This window comes from Pseudomonas hygromyciniae, assembly GCF_016925675.1.
Classification (GTDB): domain Bacteria; phylum Pseudomonadota; class Gammaproteobacteria; order Pseudomonadales; family Pseudomonadaceae; genus Aquipseudomonas; species Aquipseudomonas hygromyciniae.
Genome location: NZ_CP070506.1, coordinates 4,161,152 through 4,179,267 on the forward strand (window position 1 = coordinate 4,161,152; position 18,116 = coordinate 4,179,267).

The window sequence follows — 18,116 nt, forward strand, 5'->3', positions numbered from 1 at the left end:
TCGTTACGTGCTTATGACAAAACGATCATTGAATCCATGTGACCTATTGGTTAGAACTCAACACAGGTTAGCGCCACAACGACGCTGACACATTGGCTCGCCACGCCGGCAGCGAGCCACACCAACGGCAGAAAAACTCTGCCCGGCCTCGGACGAGGCTGAAGGATATCAAGACAGTCAACAAGTGAGGGAAACACCCTATGAGAAGACTTAAGCGTGATCCGTTGGAAAGAGCATTTTTACGCGGATATCAGTATGGCGTTCATGGCAAATCCCGTGAGCTTTGCCCATTTACTCTACCGTCGGTACGCCAGGCCTGGATTAACGGGTGGCGCGAAGGACGCGGCGACAATTGGGACGGTATGACCGGCACTGCGGGGATCCACAGACTCAACGAACTTCACGCCGTCGGCTAATCAGGGCACTTAACTCCGACAACCACCTTGAAGAATGCAACAACTTAACCACGCACGCCCCATCCGGGCGGCGGGCTTCGGCCCAGGGGCTCCTTCGAGGAGCCCTTTTTAATGGCCGGACGTTCGCATCAGGGTTTTGGCAAAGCCGCGATGGCGTCCACCGACTGGCGAATCAACGCCGGCCCCTTGTAGATAAACCCGGAATACAACTGCACCAGGCTGGCGCCCGCGGCGATTTTCTCGGCGGCGTGCTTGCCCTCGGTGATCCCGCCCACGGCGATGATCGGCAAACGCCCGGCCAACTCGGCCGCCAGCACCTTGACGATGTGGGTGCTCTGGTCACGCACCGGTGCACCGGAAAGCCCGCCGGCCTCGTCACCGTAGGCCAGGCCTTCAACGCCAGCACGGCTGAGGGTGGTGTTGGTGGCAATCACCGCGTCCATCCCCGAATCCACCAGGGCCTGCGCCACCAGCACGGTTTCTTCGTCGCTCATGTCCGGCGCGATCTTGATCGCCAACGGCACACGCTTGCCATGGCGTACCGCCAGGTCTTCCTGGCGCTGGCGCAGGGCCTCGAGCAGCTGCTTGAGGGAGTCGCCAAACTGCAGGCTGCGCAGGCCCGGGGTATTGGGCGAGCTGACGTTGACGGTCACATAGCTGGCATGGGCGTAAACCTTGTCCAGGCAGGTCAGGTAGTCATCCACCGCACGTTCCACCGGGGTATCGAAGTTCTTGCCGATATTGATCCCGAGGATGCCCTTGTACTTGGCGGCCTGCACCCGCGACAGCAGATGGTCAACGCCCAGGTTGTTGAAGCCCATGCGATTGATGATCGCCTCGGCTTCCGGCAGGCGGAAAATGCGCGGCTTGGGATTACCCGGCTGTGGGCGCGGTGTGACCGTTCCGATCTCGACAAAACCGAACCCCAGTTGCGCAAAGCCGTCGATGGCCGCGCCGTTCTTGTCCAGGCCAGCGGCCAGGCCGACCGGGTTGGGGAAGTCGAGCCCCATCACCGAGACCGGCATTTTCGCCGGCGCCTTGCACACCAGGCCATTGAGCCCCAGGCGGCCGCCCGCGCCGATCAGGTCCAGGGACAGATCGTGGGAAGTTTCCGGGGAAAGTTTGAACAACAGCTGGCGGGCCAGGGTATACATGGGCGGGCTTGACTCGGATGGCGGCGAAAGGTGGCGGCGATTATAGCCGGGGTGGCGGATGCGCGCGAGGCATGGCACACCGCCGATCGATCATCCCTTGCCAGCGGCCATCAACTCTTCATAGCGCGCCCAGATCTTGCGCGCATAGCGCAAGCGTAACTCATCACGCTCGGGCCCGGCCCCAGGCCCGGCGTTATAGGCGCCCACGGCGGTCCAGTTGTAGCCAAACTGCTTGATAAAGGCGGCGAGGATCGATGCCCCCACCTCCACCGACAGGCAAGGCTCATCCAACAACCGCTGCTCGGTGATCCCCTGTTTAAGCAGGCGCGGCAGATGAATGCTGTTGATTTGCATCAGGCCAATATCGCGAGTGCCATTGTTGTTGCTGTGGCTCATGGCTTCGGCGCGGTAGCCGGACTCTACTGCGGCAATTGCCTGCAACAGTTCTGGCTCGATATCGTACTGGCGGGCGGCCTCGGCCCAGCAGTACGCCTGGGCCTTGCCTGCCCCACCCAGGCTCAACAACAACAGTCCCAGCCGGCAGGCGCGCTTCATACCCGCTCACCACACCATCCACAGGCCGGGCACGCACCCAGTTGCGCTCCCACCGCCTGCGCCAGGCCAGGGCGCGCGACCACCCGCGCCCGGCCACTGAAGCGATAGCCGCGACCATACACCGTCGTAATCAGCGCACGGTCGCCCTCCAGTTGTTTGCGCAACGAGTAGATGCAGCGGGTCAGGGATTCTTCGGCAACGTCGATATCCGGCCAGACTTGCTCCAGCAGGCAATCTTTGGTGACCAGCACGCCAGGCGTGGCCAGCAACAGGCGCAACACGTGACTCTCCTTGGGCGGCAACTGAATGTCGCGACCTTCGGTGGTCAGCCGCCCATCCTCCTGCAACGTCCAACGCCCAAAGACGAGGGACGCCGTCATCAAGCCCTCAACTGCAACAACCATTCAAACCTCTGTACCTGTCTGCGGGTATTCACGGCGCCTGGGTATTGCGTCGCGCACCGTCTGGGAGATAGCGCGACTATAGAAACCCATCATCAATTTCACGTTAGGAAAAAGCCCACTGCGTCGAAGTTTTGCGGGAGTTTTGCGTAGGAACTTTCGAAACCTGGCACTACTGCTCGTCTACCCGGGCAAACGCGCGCCGTACACGTTCGTACTGATCGGCGCTCAGAGGTGTCGAAGCGCCCTGCCCCTGGGAAAACTGGGGCACATCCAACTGCGCCACCCGCACCCTGATCAGCCTTAATTGCTGCTCACTGCCCCTGATCAACAGGCTGTTGATCTGCGGATACGCAATCACGGTGATGCCGGTGCGTGCCTTGCCATCTAGTTCGGCGAGCTGTTTCTCGATAAGCGTGGCGATACCCGGCACGGTGATTGTCTGCGAGCCCCTGTCGTACTGGCGGTCTGCGACGTCGGCGTTGAGCACCTGGATGACCCCGACTCTTTGCACGTCCTCACGGCGCACCGGGCGCGGGCGGTCCATCAACTGCGCCAGGCGCATGACGTGATCGACATAATTGGCGGGCCCCGACACATAAAACAAACGGGGGCCGGCCTTGCGAAGGGGGTAGCGCGCCTCGTCGAGCCCCGTGCGCCCCATGACGTCGCGCAGCCGGTCGACGGTCATGTGTCGCAAGGTCACCCCGGAACTCTTGGCCTCGCCGGCATCGTAGAGATGCAGCACCTGGCCGTCGCTGTACCAGATCAATTCCTGCTGCAACGCCACTGCCTCCAGGACGGCTTGCGCATTGGCAAAATCAAACTGCCCGCTGATACGTTTGCCCGCCGCCAGCTTGCTGACCACGATGGGCTGGCCGAGGGGCACCGCCAGGCGGTTGAAGAAGCCTTGCAGGCTTTCGTCCCACGCCAGATAGGACTCGCCCATCGCAGGCAACGCATTGAGCATCAGCAGAGCGCCCAGCAGCCAGCGCTGCAAAAGGCCATGGACGGTCGCAGGGATAAATCGAGCAAGGAACACGCTGGGTTTCCTGGGTGATGTGCATGAAGGAGCGCCATAGTGAAAGGCCCCCACGGCGCAATCTTGATGAAAGCCTGACGGCCTACCCCATGCCGCACGTCGTGGCATGTGCCTTGCTTTACCTTGCCTAGGGCAGCCCGCGCCAATGACGGAACGGGCTCAAGGACAAAGGCGTCGTTACCCGCAGGTGGCTTGCAAGGCACCCTACGGAACGACGCCTTTTTTCACACAGAAGGTAGGTGTTGATGAGTGATCAGGTCGGCTACAGCCAGGCAACCAATCCCTTGGCCTGGGTCAACGGCAGCGATGCCCCGGAAAAGAGCAGCCTCGACCTGGGCTTCATGGCCTTGAGCGATTGCGCCTCGCTGGTGGTCGCGGCGACCCAGGGGTTTGCCCAACCCTATGGCCTGACCTTGAACCTCAAGCGCCAATCGTCGTGGGCCGGGCTGCGGGACAAGCTGGTCAGTGGCGAACTGGACGCCGCCCACAGCCTGTACGGCCTGATCTATGCGGTACACCTGGGCATCGGCGGCGTCGCGCCGACCGACATGGCGGTACTGATGGGCCTGAACCAGAACGGCCAAGGCATCAACCTGTCCCAGGGCCTGCGACAACAGGGCGTGACCAGTCCTGAGGCACTGGAGCGCAAGGTGCACCAAAGCCGGACAAAACTCACCTTCGCCCAGACGTTTCCTACCGGCACCCATGCCATGTGGTTGTATTACTGGCTCGCCAGCCAGGGCATTCACCCGCTGCGGGATGTCGAGAGTGTGGTGGTCCCGCCGCCGCAAATGGTCGCGCATCTACAAGCCGGACGAATCGACGGTCTGTGCGTCGGCGAACCCTGGTGCGCCAGCGCGGTGCAACAGAACCAGGGCTTCACCCTTGCCACCAGCCAGGCGATCTGGCCGGACCACCCGGAAAAGGTCCTGGGCTGCACCCAGGCGTTTGTCGAGCAATACCCCAACACCGCACGCGTGCTGGTGATGGCGGTTCTGGAAGCCAGCCGTTTTATCGACAGCAGCCTCGAAAACCGTCGCTCCACCGCACAACTGCTCAGCGCCAGGGATTACCTGGACGCCCCGCTCGAGTGCATCGAGCCACGGCTGCTGGGCATCTATGACGACGGCCTGGGTAACCACTGGCAAGACGTACACGCGCTGCGCTTTCATGGCGATGGCGAGGTCAACCTGCCGTACCTGTCCGATGGCATGTGGTTCATGACCCAATTCCGCCGCTGGGGCCTGCTGCGTGAAGACCCCGACTACCACGCCGTTGCCCGTCAGGTGCAGCAACTGGATCTGTATCGCCAAGCCGCAAGCGCAGTGGGCGTGGCAACCACGAACGAAGAAATGCGCAGCAGCCAATTGATCGACGGCAAGGTTTGGGACGGCTCCGACCCGGCCGGTTATGCCCGCAGTTTCCGCCTGCATGCCATGGCCGACGATGTCGTCCGCCACGCCTTGCGCTGACGGGAGGCCACCCATGTTGCGAATCCTGCTGATCAATGACACCCCGCGCAAAGTCGGGCGCCTCAAGAGCGCCCTGACCGAGGCCGGTTTTGAAGTGATCGATGAGTCTGGCCTGACCATCGACCTGCCGGCACGCGTCGAAACGGTGCGCCCGGATGTGATTCTGATCGATACCGAATCACCCGGCCGCGATGTGATGGAGCAGGTGGTGCTGGTCAGCCGCGACCAGCCGCGGCCCATCGTGATGTTCACCGACGAACATGACCCCGGCGTGATGCGCCAGGCAATCAAGTCCGGGGTCAGTGCCTATATCGTCGAAGGCATCCAGGCCCAGCGCCTGCAACCGATTCTCGATGTCGCCATGGCGCGCTTCGAGAGCGACCAGGCCTTGCGCGCGCAACTCATAGCCCGCGACCAGCAGTTGGCGGAACGCAAGCGCATCGAGCTAGCCAAAGGCTTGCTGATGAAAATGAAGGACTGCAACGAGGAACAGGCCTACACCCTGATGCGCCGCCAGGCCATGAGCCGCCAGCAAAAGCTGATCCAGGTGGCGGAGCAGATTATTGCCATGAGTGAGTTGTTGGGCTGAGATAGCGGCACCGACAAAACCGCCATCGGTATCGACACACCTTTCAGACACTGACGCCCCCCCTGTGGCGAGCGGGCTTGCCCCGCGCTGGGCTGCGAAGCAGCCCCAAAACCAGCCGCTACGGTTTACCTGGTACACCGCATTCGGCTTACCGGGGCTGCTTCGCAGCCCAGCGCGGGCAAGCCCGCTCGCCACAACAGCCCTCTCTGCCTGGTTTTATGCGCTGCGGCAAAATTGCGTAGAGACCGACGCCGCGATGGCGGTGTCACGGTTGGCGCAAGACTTGCTATGTAAAGACCACAGGTAGCCAACGGCGGTTGCCCCTCCACGACAAAGACGTCGCACATCCGGTTTGCCCAGGCAAACCCGGTGGCGGCGTTTTTTCGTTTTGGTGGGGCGGCCTTCGCGGGTCGTTCCATCACCAGGCCTTCTACAAGATCCCCAATCTGAGGTGCGTGATGAAATCAAGCTTCTGGAAATCCGGGCACACCCCGACCTTGTTTGCCGCGTTCCTGTATTTCGACCTGAGTTTCATGGTCTGGTACCTATTGGGCCCGCTGGCGGTGCAAATCGCTGCCGACCTGCAACTGACCACCCAGCAACGCGGGCTGATGGTCGCCACGCCGATCCTGGCGGGGGCGATCCTGCGCTTTTTGATGGGCATGTTGGCGGACAAATTGTCGCCCAAGACCGCCGGGCTGATTGGTCAGGTGATCGTGATTGTGGCGCTGTTCTTCGCCTGGAAACTGGGGATCCACAGTTATGAACAGGCGCTGCTGCTGGGGCTTTTCCTCGGTATGGCCGGGGCGTCCTTTGCTGTTGCCCTGCCGCTGGCGTCCCAGTGGTACCCCGCCGAACACCAGGGCAAGGCCATGGGCATCGCCGGAGCCGGCAACTCCGGCACCGTGTTTGCTGCGCTGCTGGCACCGTTGATCGCCGCCGCATTTGGCTGGAGCAATGTGTTCGGCTTTGCCCTGATCCCGTTGATCCTGACCCTGATCGTCTTTGCCTGGCTGGCGCGCAACGCCCCCGAACGGCCCAAAGCCAAATCCATGGCCGACTATTTCAAAGCCCTGGGCGATCGCGACAGTTGGTGGTTCATGTTCTTCTACAGCGTGACCTTCGGTGGCTTTATCGGCCTGGCCAGCGCCCTGCCCGGCTACTTCAACGACCAATATGGCTTGAGCCCGGTCACCGCTGGCTACTACACCGCCGCCTGCGTGTTCGGCGGCAGCCTGATGCGGCCTCTGGGCGGCGCCCTGGCTGACCGTTTCGGCGGGATCCGCACCCTGTTGGGCATGTACGGCGTGGCAGCCGTGTGCATCGCCGCAGTGGGCTTCAACCTGCCCAGTTCCTACGCCGCACTGGCCCTGTTCGTCTGCACCATGCTGGGCTTGGGTGCCGGTAACGGTGCGGTCTTCCAGCTGGTGCCCCAGCGCTTTCGCCGGGAGATCGGCGTGATGACCGGGTTGATCGGCATGGCCGGCGGTATCGGCGGCTTCGCCCTGGCAGCAGGCATGGGGGCGATCAAGCAAAGCACCGGCAGCTATCAGTTGGCCCTGTGGCTGTTCGCCAGCCTGGGTGTGCTGGCGTGGTTCGGCCTGTATGGCGTAAAACGGCGCTGGAGGACCACCTGGGGTTCGGCTGCCGTCACCGCAGCGCGGGTCTGATGAGCCTGCAACTGAGTGTTGCCCAGGCCAGCGCCATCGGGCCACGGGAGGAAAACCAGGACGCCTTGCGCCTGGTTACCCCGGCCCCGGAACTGGCCGCCAGCAAAGGCTACCTGTGTGCTATCGCCGACGGCGTCAGCCAGTGCGCCGATGGCGGCCTGGCCGCGCGTTCGACCTTGCAGGCCCTGGCCCTGGACTACTACGCCACGCCGCAAACCTGGGGCGTGGCCCAGGCCCTGGACCGGCTGTTGCTCGCGCAAAATCGCTGGCTGCAGGCCAATGGTGGCGGCCAGCCGCTGTTGACCACCCTCAGCGCCCTGGTGTTTCGTGGCCAGCGCTTTACCCTGGCCCATGTCGGCGACTGCCGGGTGTATCGCTGGTTCGACGGCGAGTTGCAGCGCATCAGTCAAGAACATGTCTGGGAGCAACCGGGCATGCAGCATGTGCTCAAGCGCGCCCTGGGCCTGGATCAGCATCTGGTGGTGGATTTTCTCGACGGTGAACTGCGCCTGGGCGAATGTTTCCTACTGCTCAGCGATGGTGTGTGGTCGACCCTGGCCGACCACAGCATCCGTGCGATCCTGCGCGAACAGGCCGACCTGGACCTGGCTGTAAATACGCTGGTCAACGCCGCACACCTGGCGGGCAGCCAGGACAATGCCAGCGCCCTGCTGGTGCGCATCGACCAACTCGGCGCCGCCACCCTGGGCGATGCACTGGTGCAGTTGCAGCAGTGGCCATTGCCGCCGCCGTTGAAGGCCGGGCAATGCTTTGAAGGCTGGCAGGTGGAGAGCGTGCTGGCGCACAGTCGCCAATCGTTGCTGTACCGGGTGCGCGATAAGCAGCAACAACCCTGGCTGCTGAACACCCTGGCCCCTGGACGCGACGATGACCACGACGCCGCCCAAGCCCTGCTCTCAGAGGAGTGGTTTCTGCGCCGAGTGGCCGGAAGGGCATTTCCTGAAGTCCATCCGGCCGGCGAGCGTCAGCATTTGTACTACGTGATGCGTGAATACAGCGGGCAGACCCTGGCCGAACTGTTCCAGCGGCACGGCCCACTGCCACTGGCACAATGGCAATCCATCGCCGAGCGCTTGCTGCGCGCGGTGGGCATGTTGCATCGCCGGCAGATCCTGCACCGCGACATCAAGCCGGAAAACCTGCTGCTGGGGGATGACGGCGAATTGCGGGTGCTGGATTTTGGCCTGGCCTATTGCCCGGGGTTGTCCGAAGACCGCGCTCACCTGCTGCCGGGCACCCCCAGCTTTATCGCGCCTGAAGCCTTCAGTGGTGAACGTCCGACCCCTCGGCAGGATTTGTACAGCGTCGGCGTGAGCCTGTATTACCTGCTGACCGGGCACTATCCCTACGGTGAAATCGAAGCTTTCCAGCGCCCCCGCTTCAACACGCCGGTCAGCGCCAGCCGCTATCGACCGGATCTGCCCGACTGGTTGCAGCAAAGCCTGGAAAGCGCGGTGGCGGCACAACCAGATCAACGCTACGAAACCGCCGAGGAATGGCTGCTGGTACTGGAACAGGCCGACCGCCGCGAGCTGAGCCTGCGCCCTCGGCCGCTGCTGGAGCGCGAGCCTCTCAAGGTCTGGCAAACCCTGGCGCTGGTGTCGCTGCTGCTCAATCTGCTGTTGCTGTATCTGTTATCTCTGTAGGAGGCAGGCGCGCCAGTTGTGGGCAGTGCGCCTTTAAATGGTGCGAAACAACCTGGTGGCAGCCGCCAGAACCTCAGTAAATCCGGCTTTTCACGACTTGGCACAACCACTGCATTAACCTCTGCAACACCCCCACATACAGCCCACCCTTCAACGACGAAGGTGGGGCTTTCCCGAGAGAACGGGACCAGGACAAAGGCGTCCTCGCTAGGCAACTAGCGGGACGCCTTTTTTTGTTTGCGCGTGATTTGTCGAGCCATTGCGGAGAACGACATGAAGAAACTCAAACTGGTGATGATCGGCAACGGCATGGCCGGGGTTCGCACCCTTGAAGAACTGCTGAAACTGAGCACCGAGCTGTACGACATCACGGTCTTTGGCGCCGAGCCCCACACCAACTACAACCGCATCCTGCTATCGCCGGTGCTGGCCGGTGAACAGACGTTCGAAGAGATCGTGCTCAACGACCTCGACTGGTACCTGCAAAACAACATTAAGTTGCTGCTCAACCGCAAGGTGGTGCAGATCGACCGGGTCAAACGCAAAGTCATCGCCGAAGACGGCACCGAGGCCGAATACGATCGCCTGCTGATCGCCACCGGCTCGACCCCATTTATCCTGCCGATTCCCGGCAATACCTTGCAGGGCGTGATCGGCTACCGCGACATTGCCGACACCCAAGCCATGATCGACACCGCCAAGACCCACAAGCACGCAGTGGTCATCGGTGGCGGCCTGCTCGGCCTGGAAGCGGCCAATGGCCTGATGCTGCGCGGCATGCACGTCACCGTGGTGCATCTCGGCGAATGGCTGCTGGAGCGGCAACTGGACAAGACCAGCGGCCAGTTGCTGCAAACCGAACTGGAAAGCCGTGGCCTGGTGTTTCGCCTGTGCGAACAGACCCAGGCCCTGCATGACGCCGGTAATGGCCGCGTGGGCTCGGTGCAGTTCAAAAATGGCGACGTGATTCCCGCCGACTTGGTGGTGATGGCCGCCGGCATCCGCCCCAACACCGAACTGGCGGAAAAGTCCGGCATCCCGTGCAACCGTGGGATCCTGGTCAACGACACGATGCAAACCTACGACCCGCGCATCTATGCCATCGGCGAATGCGCCAGCCATCGCGGGATTGCCTACGGCCTGGTGGCGCCGCTGTTCGAGCAGGCCAAGGTCTGCGCCAACCACCTGGCCCAGTTGGGCTTCGCCACCTACAAAGGCTCGGTGACCTCGACCAAACTGAAAGTCACCGGTATCGACCTGTTTTCCGCTGGCGACTTCATGGGCGGCGAAGGCACCGAGACCATCACCCTTTCCGACCCGATCGGCGGCGTCTACAAGAAGCTGGTGATCAAGGACGACATATTGGTCGGCGCCTGCCTGTACGGCGATACCGCCGACGGTGGTTGGTATTTCAGGCAGATCCGCGAGAACCATGGCATCAGCAAGATTCGCGATCACCTGATGTTCGGTGAAAACGCCCTCGGCGATGTCGGCCATCAGGGCCAGGACAAAGCCATGAGCATGGCCGACAACGCCGAAGTCTGCGGCTGCAACGGCGTGTGCAAGGGCACCATCGTCAAGGCGATCCAGGAACAGGGCCTGTTCAGCGTCGATGAGGTGAAGAAACACACCAAGGCCGCCAGTTCCTGCGGCTCCTGCGCCGGGTTGGTGGAGCAGATCCTGATCAACACCGTGGGCGGCGCTGCCGACGTCAAGCCAAAAAGCGAAAAAGCCATCTGCGGCTGCAGCGATCTGAACCACGGGCAAATCCGTCAGGCGATCCGCGATCAGCACCTGCTGACCATCGCCGACACCATGAGCTACCTGAACTGGCGCACGCCCAACGGCTGCGCCACTTGCCGTCCGGCGTTGAACTACTACCTGATCTCCACCTGGCCGGGGGAAGCCAAGGACGATCCGCAATCGCGCCTGATCAACGAACGGGCCCACGCCAACATTCAGAAAGACGGCACCTACTCGGTAGTCCCGCGGATGTGGGGCGGTGTGACCAATCCTTCCGAACTGCGCCGGATTGCTGATGTGGCCGACAAGTACAACGTGCCGATGGTCAAGGTCACCGGCGGCCAGCGCATCGACTTGCTGGGCATCAAGAAACAGGACCTGCCCGGCGTGTGGAAAGACCTTGATATGCCGTCCGGGCATGCCTACGGCAAATCCATCCGCACCGTGAAGACCTGTGTCGGCAGCGAGTTCTGCCGCTTCGGCACGCAGAACTCCACGCAACTGGGGATCGAGCTGGAGCATGACCTGTTCAACATGTGGTCGCCCCACAAGGTCAAGCTGGCGGTCTCCGGGTGCCCGCGCAACTGCTCGGAAGCGGGGATCAAGGACGTGGGAATTATCGGTGTCGATTCGGGCTGGGAGATGTATATCGGCGGCAATGGTGGGATCAAGACCGAGGTCGCGGAGTTCTTCGTCAAGCTCAAGACCGCCGAGGAGGTACGCGAGTACAACGGCGCCTTCCTGCAGCTGTACCGCGAAGAGGCCTTCTACCTGGAGCGCACCGTGCATTACATGCAGCGGGTCGGCATGGACCATATCAAGAAGGCCGTGCTGGAAGACCCGGCGCGACGCCAGGCCCTGAACGAGCGCCTGCAGTTCTCCCTGTCGTTTGAACAGGACCCGTGGAAAGAGCGCCTGGAGCAGCCGTTGCGGAAGAAGGAATTCGACACCATCGCCGTCAAACAGCTGGAGGTATTGGTATGAACTGGCTGGATATCTGCGCCCTCGACGAAATCAACGCACTGGGCTCGCGCATCGTCAGCGGCCCGAAAGGTGAAATTGCGATTTTTCGTACCAGTGACGACGAAGTCTTCGCCCTTGACGACCGCTGCCCGCACAAGGGTGGGCCATTGTCCCAAGGGTTGATTTACGGCAAACGCGTGGCGTGCCCGCTGCACAACTGGCAGATCGACCTGGCGTCCGGCGAAGCCCAGGCCCCGGATATCGGTTGCGCCCACCATCACCATGCCCGGGTTGAAAACGGCCGGGTGATGCTGGCCCTGCGGGACGCCGGTTGATGAACCGCCAGGTCACCGCATCGACCTGCTGCTACTGCGGGGTCGGCTGCGGCGTGCTGATCGAGCATGATGGCGCGCAGATCCTCGGGGTCAGCGGCGACCCGACGCATCCCGCCAATTTCGGCAAATTGTGCAGCAAGGGTTCCAGCCTGCACCTGACCGGCGACCTGACAGCACGGGCGTTGTACCCCGAATTGCGCCTGGGCAAAGGCCTGGCCCGTGCCCGTACCGATTGGGACAGTGCCCTGGACCACGCCGCCAATGTATTTGCCGACACCATCGCTGAGCACGGCCCCGACAGCGTGGCGTTCTATATCTCGGGACAACTGCTGACCGAGGACTACTACAGCTTCAACAAACTCGCACGGGCCCTGGTGGGCACCAACAATATCGACAGCAATTCCAGGCTCTGCATGTCCTCGGCGGTGGTCGGCTACAAGCGCAGCCTGGGTGCCGACGCGCCGCCGTGCAGCTATGAGGACCTGGAGATCAGTGATTGCGTGATGATCGTCGGCAGTAATATGGCCTACGCCCATCCAGTACTGTTTCGCCGGTTGGAAGAGGCCAAGGCGCGCCGGCCGGATATGAAAGTGGTGGTCATTGATCCGCGGCGCACCGATACCTGCGACTTGGCGGATATGCACCTGGCGATTTTGCCGGGTACTGACGTCGCCTTGTTCCATGGGATTTTGCATCTACTGCTGTGGGAAGACTGGATCGATCGGGACTTTATCCAGGCTCATACCGATGGTTTGGTCGAACTCAAACGCCTGGTCCATGACTACACACCGCAGATGGTCACGCAACTGTGCGGGATCAGTGTCGAGCGACTGCGCCAGTGTGCGCAGTGGGTCGGTACCTCGCCGAGCTTTCTGTCGCTGTGGTGCATGGGGCTCAACCAGTCCAGCGCCGGCAGCGCGAAAAACAGCGCGCTGATCAACCTGCACCTGGCCACCGGTACCCTTGGCCGCCCAGGTTGCGGGCCGTTTTCCCTGACCGGCCAGCCCAACGCCATGGGCGGCCGGGAAACCGGCAGCCTGTCGAACCTGCTGCCGGGCCATCGCGACGCCAACAACCCCGAGCACCGCGCACAAGTGGCCGCCTACTGGGGGGTTGAGCAACTGCCATCCAGTACCGGCTTGACCGCCATCGAATTGTTCGAGCAGGTACAGGCCGGCAAGATCAAAGCGCTGTGGATCGCCTGCACCAACCCCGCGCAATCGTTGCCGGACCAGAGCAGCGTGCGCCAGGCTCTCACTGCGTGCCCATTCGTGGTGTTGCAGGAAGCCTTCCGCACCACAGAAACCGCAGCCTTTGCCGACCTGTTGTTGCCAGCCGCCAGTTGGGGTGAGAAAGAAGGCACCGTGACCAATTCCGAGCGCCGCATTTCCCACGTACGCCAGGCCATTGCCCCACCGGGTGAGGCGCGGTCGGACTGGGCGATTACCGTGGATTTCGCACAGCGCCTGGAGCAACGCTTGCGACCGGGCCTACCGAGCCTGTTTGCGTTTGCGCAACCGGCGCAGATTTTTGATGAGTTCAAACTGCTGACACGCGGTCGGGACTTGGACCTGTCAGGCATCAGCCATGCCCTGCTCGACCGGATCGGCCCGCAACAATGGCCGTTTCCCGCCGAGGCGCAGAGCGGCACGCCACGGCTGTACACCGACGGCATCTTCCCGACCGACAGTGGTCGTGCGCACTTTATCGCCGAGCCTTATCGCGCGGCAAAGGAACAACGTGATGCGCGCTTTCCCCTGACCCTGATCACCGGCCGCCTGCGTGACCAATGGCATGGCATGAGCCGCACCGGTACGGCTGCGCAACTGTTCGGCCACGTCAGCGAAGCATTGCTCAGCCTGCACCCGGACGAACTGCGCCGGCACCGCTTCAAAGAGGGCGATCTGGTGAGCCTGAAAAGCCGCCGTGGCCAGGTGATTGTGGCGGTGACCAGTGATGACAGCGTGCGTCCCGGCCAGGCATTCCTGCCCATGCATTGGGGCGATCGCTTCCTCAAGGGCGGCGTCAACATGCTGACTCAGCCGGCATTCGATCCCTTGTCGAAACAACCCGAGCTCAAGCACAGCGGTGTACGCCTGGAAGCTGTGCAATTGCCTTGGCAGCTGTTTGCGCTGATCGAAGGTGACGTCCAGCAACACTTCGAGGCGTTGCGCCCGCTTTGCGAGTGCTTTGCCTACGTCAGCCTGAGTTTGACCGGGCGTGAACGGCCGGCGCTGCTGCTGCGTGCTGCCCACACCGAGGCGCCGGACCTGCAGTTGCTCAAGAACATCGACCAATTGCTGGGCCTCAATGACGGCCCGGTCATGGCCTATGACGACCCACGGCGCTCTATCGGCAAACGGGTAAAAATCGAGAAAGGCCGGATTACTGCAATCCGCCTGGCCGGCGAAACCCTGGCCCGCCACTGGCTGCAAAGCCTGTGGCTGGAAGGCCGTACCGATGAGCAACTGCGGCGCTGGCTGCTGGCACCTCTCAGCGCGCCGCCCGGTGGTGGAAGTACCAGCAACAGGATTCTCTGCAATTGCAAGAACGTCAGTGAACACGCGATATGTGCAGGCATCAGTCGCGGCCTGGACCTGGATGGACTGAAGCAAGAACTGGGCTGCGGTACGCAATGTGGCTCCTGCGTCCCCGAAATCAAACGGCTTTTGGCGAACACTTCGCAGCCAATCGCTATCAGTGTGTGAGGGCAATGAATATGAGTGCAAAAGTCTGGCTGGTGGGCGCAGGCCCGGGTGATCCGGAGTTGTTGACCCTCAAGGCGGTACGGGCCCTGCACGAGGCCGATGTGGTGTTGATTGATGACTTGGTCAACCCGGCGGTGCTTGAGCATTGCCCCGGTACGCGGGTGATTACCGTCGGCAAACGTGGTGGTTGCCGTTCCACGCCCCAGGATTTTATTCATCGCCTGATGCTGCGTTACGCGCGCCAAGGCAAATGTGTGGTGCGCCTCAAAGGCGGTGATCCGTGCATTTTTGGACGGGGCGGCGAGGAAGCTACATGGCTCACGGATCGCGGCGTGAGTGTGGAGTTGGTCAATGGCATCACGGCTGGGCTGGCGGGTGCGACAAATTGCGATATACCGCTGACACTGCGCGGGATCAGTCGCGGCGTCACACTGGTCACGGCCCATACCCAGGACGACAGTAGCCTCAATTGGCGGGCTTTGGCCGAAGGGGGCACGACGCTAGTGATCTACATGGGCGTGGCGAAACTTTCAGAAATTGCCCAGCAACTGCTGGAGGGTGGCATGGCTTCGAATATGCCGGTGGCGATGATCGAGAACGCCTCAATGCCTCAGCAGCGTGAATGCCGCAGCTCCCTGGCGTGCATGCAGGATGATGCCAAGGCGTTTGCCTTGAAGAGCCCGGCTATCCTGGTGATCGGCGCAGTGGCGGCCACGGCCGTGGAAGCAGCGTTGCTGGCCAGCGCCTGAAGCAAATTCCAGGCGAAAAAAAGCCCGGCCTAAGCCGGGCTTTTTTCTACCACTCAGTAATTACTGAGCTTGTGCTTCAACCGATGCTTCTACGCGACGGTTAACAGCACGACCAGCTTCAGTTGCGTTGTCAGCAACTGGGCGGGACTCGCCGTAACCTACGGAGGTGATACGGCTAGGAGCTACGCCATCTTTAACCAGAACTTGCTTAACAGCGTCAGCACGACGCTGGGACAGCTTCTGGTTGTAAGCGTCTGGACCGACGGAGTCAGTGTGACCAGCAACTTCTACGTTGGTAGCTGGGTACTGAGCCATGAAGTCGGCCAGGTTTTTCACGTCGCCGTAGCTGTTAGGCTTAACAACGGCCTTGTCGAAGTCGAACTTCACGTCCAGCTCAACACGAACAACCTGAGCAACCGGAGCTTCTGGCTCTGGAACTGGCTCTGGAGCTGGTGCTGGGGTAGGAGCTGGAGCTGCTGCGCCAGCGTTACCGCCGAAGTTTACGCCCAGGCCGACCAGTGCGGAGTAGTCCCACTTGCCGTTGTCCAGACCGTAGTCAGCTTCAACACCGGCACGAGCGTACAGGTTGTTGGTGAAGTAGTACTTAACGCCGGTACCGACGGTAGCGAAGGTAGTCTGATCGCGACCAGTGTGGCCATCAGCACGTACGTTGCCACGGCTCTGGTGACCGAAACCACCTTCTACGTATGGACGCAGGGAGTCGACGCCAGCTTGACCGAAGTGGTACTGGGCAACGAGGCTGCCGGTATCACCTTTGATCTTCTGGTTGCCAGTACCGTCAGTCGAACGGGTGTGGTTGGTCTTGTCGTAGGACAAGTTCAAGGACAGGTCGTCGGTCAGGAAGTAACCGATGCGAGCGCCAGGATTGAAGCCGTCTTCGATGTGCTTGACGCTATCGTTGTACTGCTTCTTGTAGAACAGCTCGCCTTCAACTGCGCCTTGGCCTTGTGCCAGAACGCCGAAAGAAGTAGCGGCAATAAGAGAACCAATGGCCAAGCCCAAGGTGTTTTTCAGTTTCATCCGTTAAATCCCCATCTGGTGATTGTAAAGCAGTCCCACATACCGGGGGACAACTCGGCGACAAGTCTAACAGAACTTGCCTACACGTAAGAGATATTTGCACCGAACTAAGTTTCAGTACTGTCCGCAAATTTCTCACGTAATTTATCAAGAGCACGTTTGTAACGCATTTTTGTAGCACTCAAACCCATATGCATAATGTCAGCGATTTCCTGAAATTCCAGTTCTGCGACAAATCGTAGCACCAGAATTTCCCGGTCAATCGGGTTCACATGCACCAACCAGCGATCAAGTCCGCCCTTCTCCTCGGGTGCCGGCGCCTTTTCTTCAGACGCTTCCTCAAGGGGGTCCAGACTCAAGGCGTCCATCAAGCGACGCTTTCGCCGTTCCTTACGATACTGCGTGATGCACTCGTTGTACGTGATGCTGTAGAGCCAGGTTTTGAACTTCGATTTACCCTCGAAGTTCTTCAGGCCATACAACACCTTGAGCATCACTTCCTGACAGACATCATCCGCATCACGATCGTTCCCTAAATATCTTGAACAAACGTTGAACAGAGTGCGTTGATACCTGCGCATCAATTCTTCGTACGCGCGTGTTACGTGAAACAGCTCCGTGTGCGCGCGCGCGACCAACTCCTCATCAGAGAGCTCACGGGGGTCATAGCGCGTGGACAGCGTTTGGGCTTTATTCAAAACAAGTCGTGCCGACAGTCAGGTCAATGTCCGCCACATCCTGGATACCCAGGTTTGCGGCGGCGTACATTAGCAGGGTTTACCGGGTTAGCGGCTACTCACCTGCTGTTCCAGCAGAACCCGATTGGACAGCGACACTAGTTCGCCATCATCGGTCAGCAGTGTAGTTTTCACCGTGCCGATCTCTTCAATCTGCCCTTCGACCTCGCCAACACGCACGTGTTGCCCCACTTGATACAACTCACGCACATAGATTCCCGCAAGAATCTGACCAGCAATTCCTCTGCTTCCCAGGCCCATCGCCAATGCAACGGCCAGACCAACGGTAATCAAAACGATCACAATCACATGGTTGAGCAGGTCTGTCTTGACCTCCAACTGGCTGATCGCCACCGAAATACTGATGATGATCACCAGCCCTTGGGCAATTCGCCCCAGGCCACCTGCATAGTCCAGACCTACACCTTCAGCGGCGCCGCGCACCAGGCCATTGGCCAGTTGCGCCAGCAAAACACCGACCAACAACACCAGCGCGCCGCCGAATACTTTCGGCAAATACAGCGCCAGCATGTCGAGCGTAGCTGAAACTCGCTCAAGTCCAAGGGATTGTGCGGCAGAAACCAGAAAAATCAGCAAAACAAACCAGTAGACGATCTTGCCGATCAGTGTCGAGATCGGCACTTGCAGCCCGGCGCGCCCCAGCAACTTGGTCAAACCAGTGCCGGCCATCAAGCGATCGAGGCCCAGCTTGGCGAGCAATTTGGAGAGCAGGGTGTCGAGCAGCTTGGCCACGACAAAACCCAGCAGCACCAGCACCAGCGCACCAAACAGGTTGGGAATGAAGTTCGCCACCTTGGTCCACAACGCAGTCATTGCAGTGACCAGACTCTGCGTCCAGAGATCAAGTTCCATA

The 18,116-nt window shown here is 61.0% G+C and carries 16 protein-coding genes; 9 read left to right on the plus strand and 7 right to left on the minus strand.

Going from position 1 to position 18,116, the window contains the following annotated elements; all coding sequences use genetic code 11:
• Positions 1-200: 200 nt before the first annotated feature.
• Positions 201-416 carry a BatR family protein gene (gene rmf, locus JTY93_RS18450; protein WP_002553055.1) on the plus strand — a complete coding sequence of 72 codons (216 nt, stop codon included), beginning with the start codon at positions 201-203 and terminating at the stop codon, positions 414-416.
• A 128-nt stretch (positions 417-544) separates the two neighbouring features.
• Here the strand turns inward: rmf and JTY93_RS18455 are convergent, their stop codons facing one another.
• The 4 genes from JTY93_RS18455 to JTY93_RS18470 all read right to left on the minus strand — a co-directional run bounded on the left by JTY93_RS18455 (position 545) and on the right by JTY93_RS18470 (position 3,568).
• Positions 545-1,570, minus strand: a complete 1,026-nt coding sequence (locus JTY93_RS18455) for a quinone-dependent dihydroorotate dehydrogenase (protein WP_159908473.1) — start codon at positions 1,568-1,570, stop codon at positions 545-547.
• Between the two features lie 90 nt (positions 1,571-1,660).
• On the minus strand, positions 1,661-2,125 hold the full coding sequence (locus JTY93_RS18460) for a transglycosylase SLT domain-containing protein (protein ID WP_205476777.1): 465 nt from the start codon (positions 2,123-2,125) through the stop codon (positions 1,661-1,663).
• Positions 2,122-2,505: a winged helix-turn-helix domain-containing protein gene (locus JTY93_RS18465; RefSeq protein ID WP_240344299.1), complete on the minus strand. Its 384-nt coding sequence runs from the start codon at positions 2,503-2,505 to the stop codon at positions 2,122-2,124. The genes JTY93_RS18460 and JTY93_RS18465 overlap by 4 nt, the downstream gene beginning before the upstream one ends.
• Before the next feature lie 193 nt (positions 2,506-2,698).
• Positions 2,699-3,568: a secretin N-terminal domain-containing protein gene (locus JTY93_RS18470; RefSeq protein WP_240357228.1), complete on the minus strand. Its 870-nt coding sequence runs from the start codon at positions 3,566-3,568 to the stop codon at positions 2,699-2,701.
• A 245-nt stretch (positions 3,569-3,813) separates the two neighbouring features.
• On the opposite strand from JTY93_RS18470, the gene JTY93_RS18475 reads away from it, so the two are divergent.
• From JTY93_RS18475 to cobA, 8 genes are all read left to right on the plus strand, one after another.
• A complete protein-coding gene (locus JTY93_RS18475) occupies positions 3,814-5,040 on the plus strand; it encodes a CmpA/NrtA family ABC transporter substrate-binding protein (protein WP_205476775.1) in 1,227 nt (408 codons plus the stop codon).
• Positions 5,041-5,053: 13 nt separating this feature from the next.
• Positions 5,054-5,629, plus strand: a complete 576-nt coding sequence (locus JTY93_RS18480) for an ANTAR domain-containing response regulator (protein WP_029298254.1) — start codon at positions 5,054-5,056, stop codon at positions 5,627-5,629.
• Between the two features lie 458 nt (positions 5,630-6,087).
• On the plus strand, positions 6,088-7,299 hold the full coding sequence (locus JTY93_RS18485) for a nitrate/nitrite transporter (RefSeq protein WP_032863378.1): 1,212 nt from the start codon (positions 6,088-6,090) through the stop codon (positions 7,297-7,299).
• Positions 7,299-8,966: a bifunctional protein-serine/threonine kinase/phosphatase gene (locus JTY93_RS18490; protein WP_205518895.1), complete on the plus strand. Its 1,668-nt coding sequence runs from the start codon at positions 7,299-7,301 to the stop codon at positions 8,964-8,966. The genes JTY93_RS18485 and JTY93_RS18490 overlap by 1 nt, the downstream gene beginning before the upstream one ends.
• A gap of 273 nt (positions 8,967-9,239) precedes the next feature.
• The gene (gene nirB, locus JTY93_RS18495; RefSeq protein WP_205476773.1) at positions 9,240-11,693 is read left to right on the plus strand and encodes a nitrite reductase large subunit NirB; all 2,454 of its coding nucleotides are present in this window, start codon (positions 9,240-9,242) and stop codon (positions 11,691-11,693) included.
• The gene (gene nirD, locus JTY93_RS18500) at positions 11,690-12,007 is read left to right on the plus strand and encodes a nitrite reductase small subunit NirD (RefSeq protein WP_029298262.1); all 318 of its coding nucleotides are present in this window, start codon (positions 11,690-11,692) and stop codon (positions 12,005-12,007) included. Before nirB ends, nirD begins: the two co-directional genes overlap by 4 nt.
• Positions 12,007-14,715: a nitrate reductase gene (locus JTY93_RS18505; RefSeq protein ID WP_205476772.1), complete on the plus strand. Its 2,709-nt coding sequence runs from the start codon at positions 12,007-12,009 to the stop codon at positions 14,713-14,715. Before nirD ends, JTY93_RS18505 begins: the two co-directional genes overlap by 1 nt.
• 11 nt (positions 14,716-14,726) lie before the next feature.
• The gene (gene cobA, locus JTY93_RS18510; RefSeq protein WP_205476771.1) at positions 14,727-15,464 is read left to right on the plus strand and encodes a uroporphyrinogen-III C-methyltransferase; all 738 of its coding nucleotides are present in this window, start codon (positions 14,727-14,729) and stop codon (positions 15,462-15,464) included.
• A gap of 60 nt (positions 15,465-15,524) precedes the next feature.
• Here the strand turns inward: cobA and JTY93_RS18515 are convergent, their stop codons facing one another.
• The 3 genes from JTY93_RS18515 to JTY93_RS18525 all read right to left on the minus strand — a co-directional run bounded on the left by JTY93_RS18515 (position 15,525) and on the right by JTY93_RS18525 (position 18,115).
• Entirely contained in the window at positions 15,525-16,505 is a 981-nt protein-coding gene (locus JTY93_RS18515) for an OmpA family protein (RefSeq protein WP_057444927.1), read from the minus strand.
• A 107-nt stretch (positions 16,506-16,612) separates the two neighbouring features.
• Positions 16,613-17,203: an RNA polymerase sigma factor SigX gene (sigX, locus tag JTY93_RS18520; RefSeq protein WP_205476770.1), complete on the minus strand. Its 591-nt coding sequence runs from the start codon at positions 17,201-17,203 to the stop codon at positions 16,613-16,615.
• 87 nt (positions 17,204-17,290) lie between these two features.
• Positions 17,291-18,115: a mechanosensitive ion channel family protein gene (locus tag JTY93_RS18525; protein ID WP_169992634.1), complete on the minus strand. Its 825-nt coding sequence runs from the start codon at positions 18,113-18,115 to the stop codon at positions 17,291-17,293.
• Position 18,116: the final 1 nt, after the last annotated feature.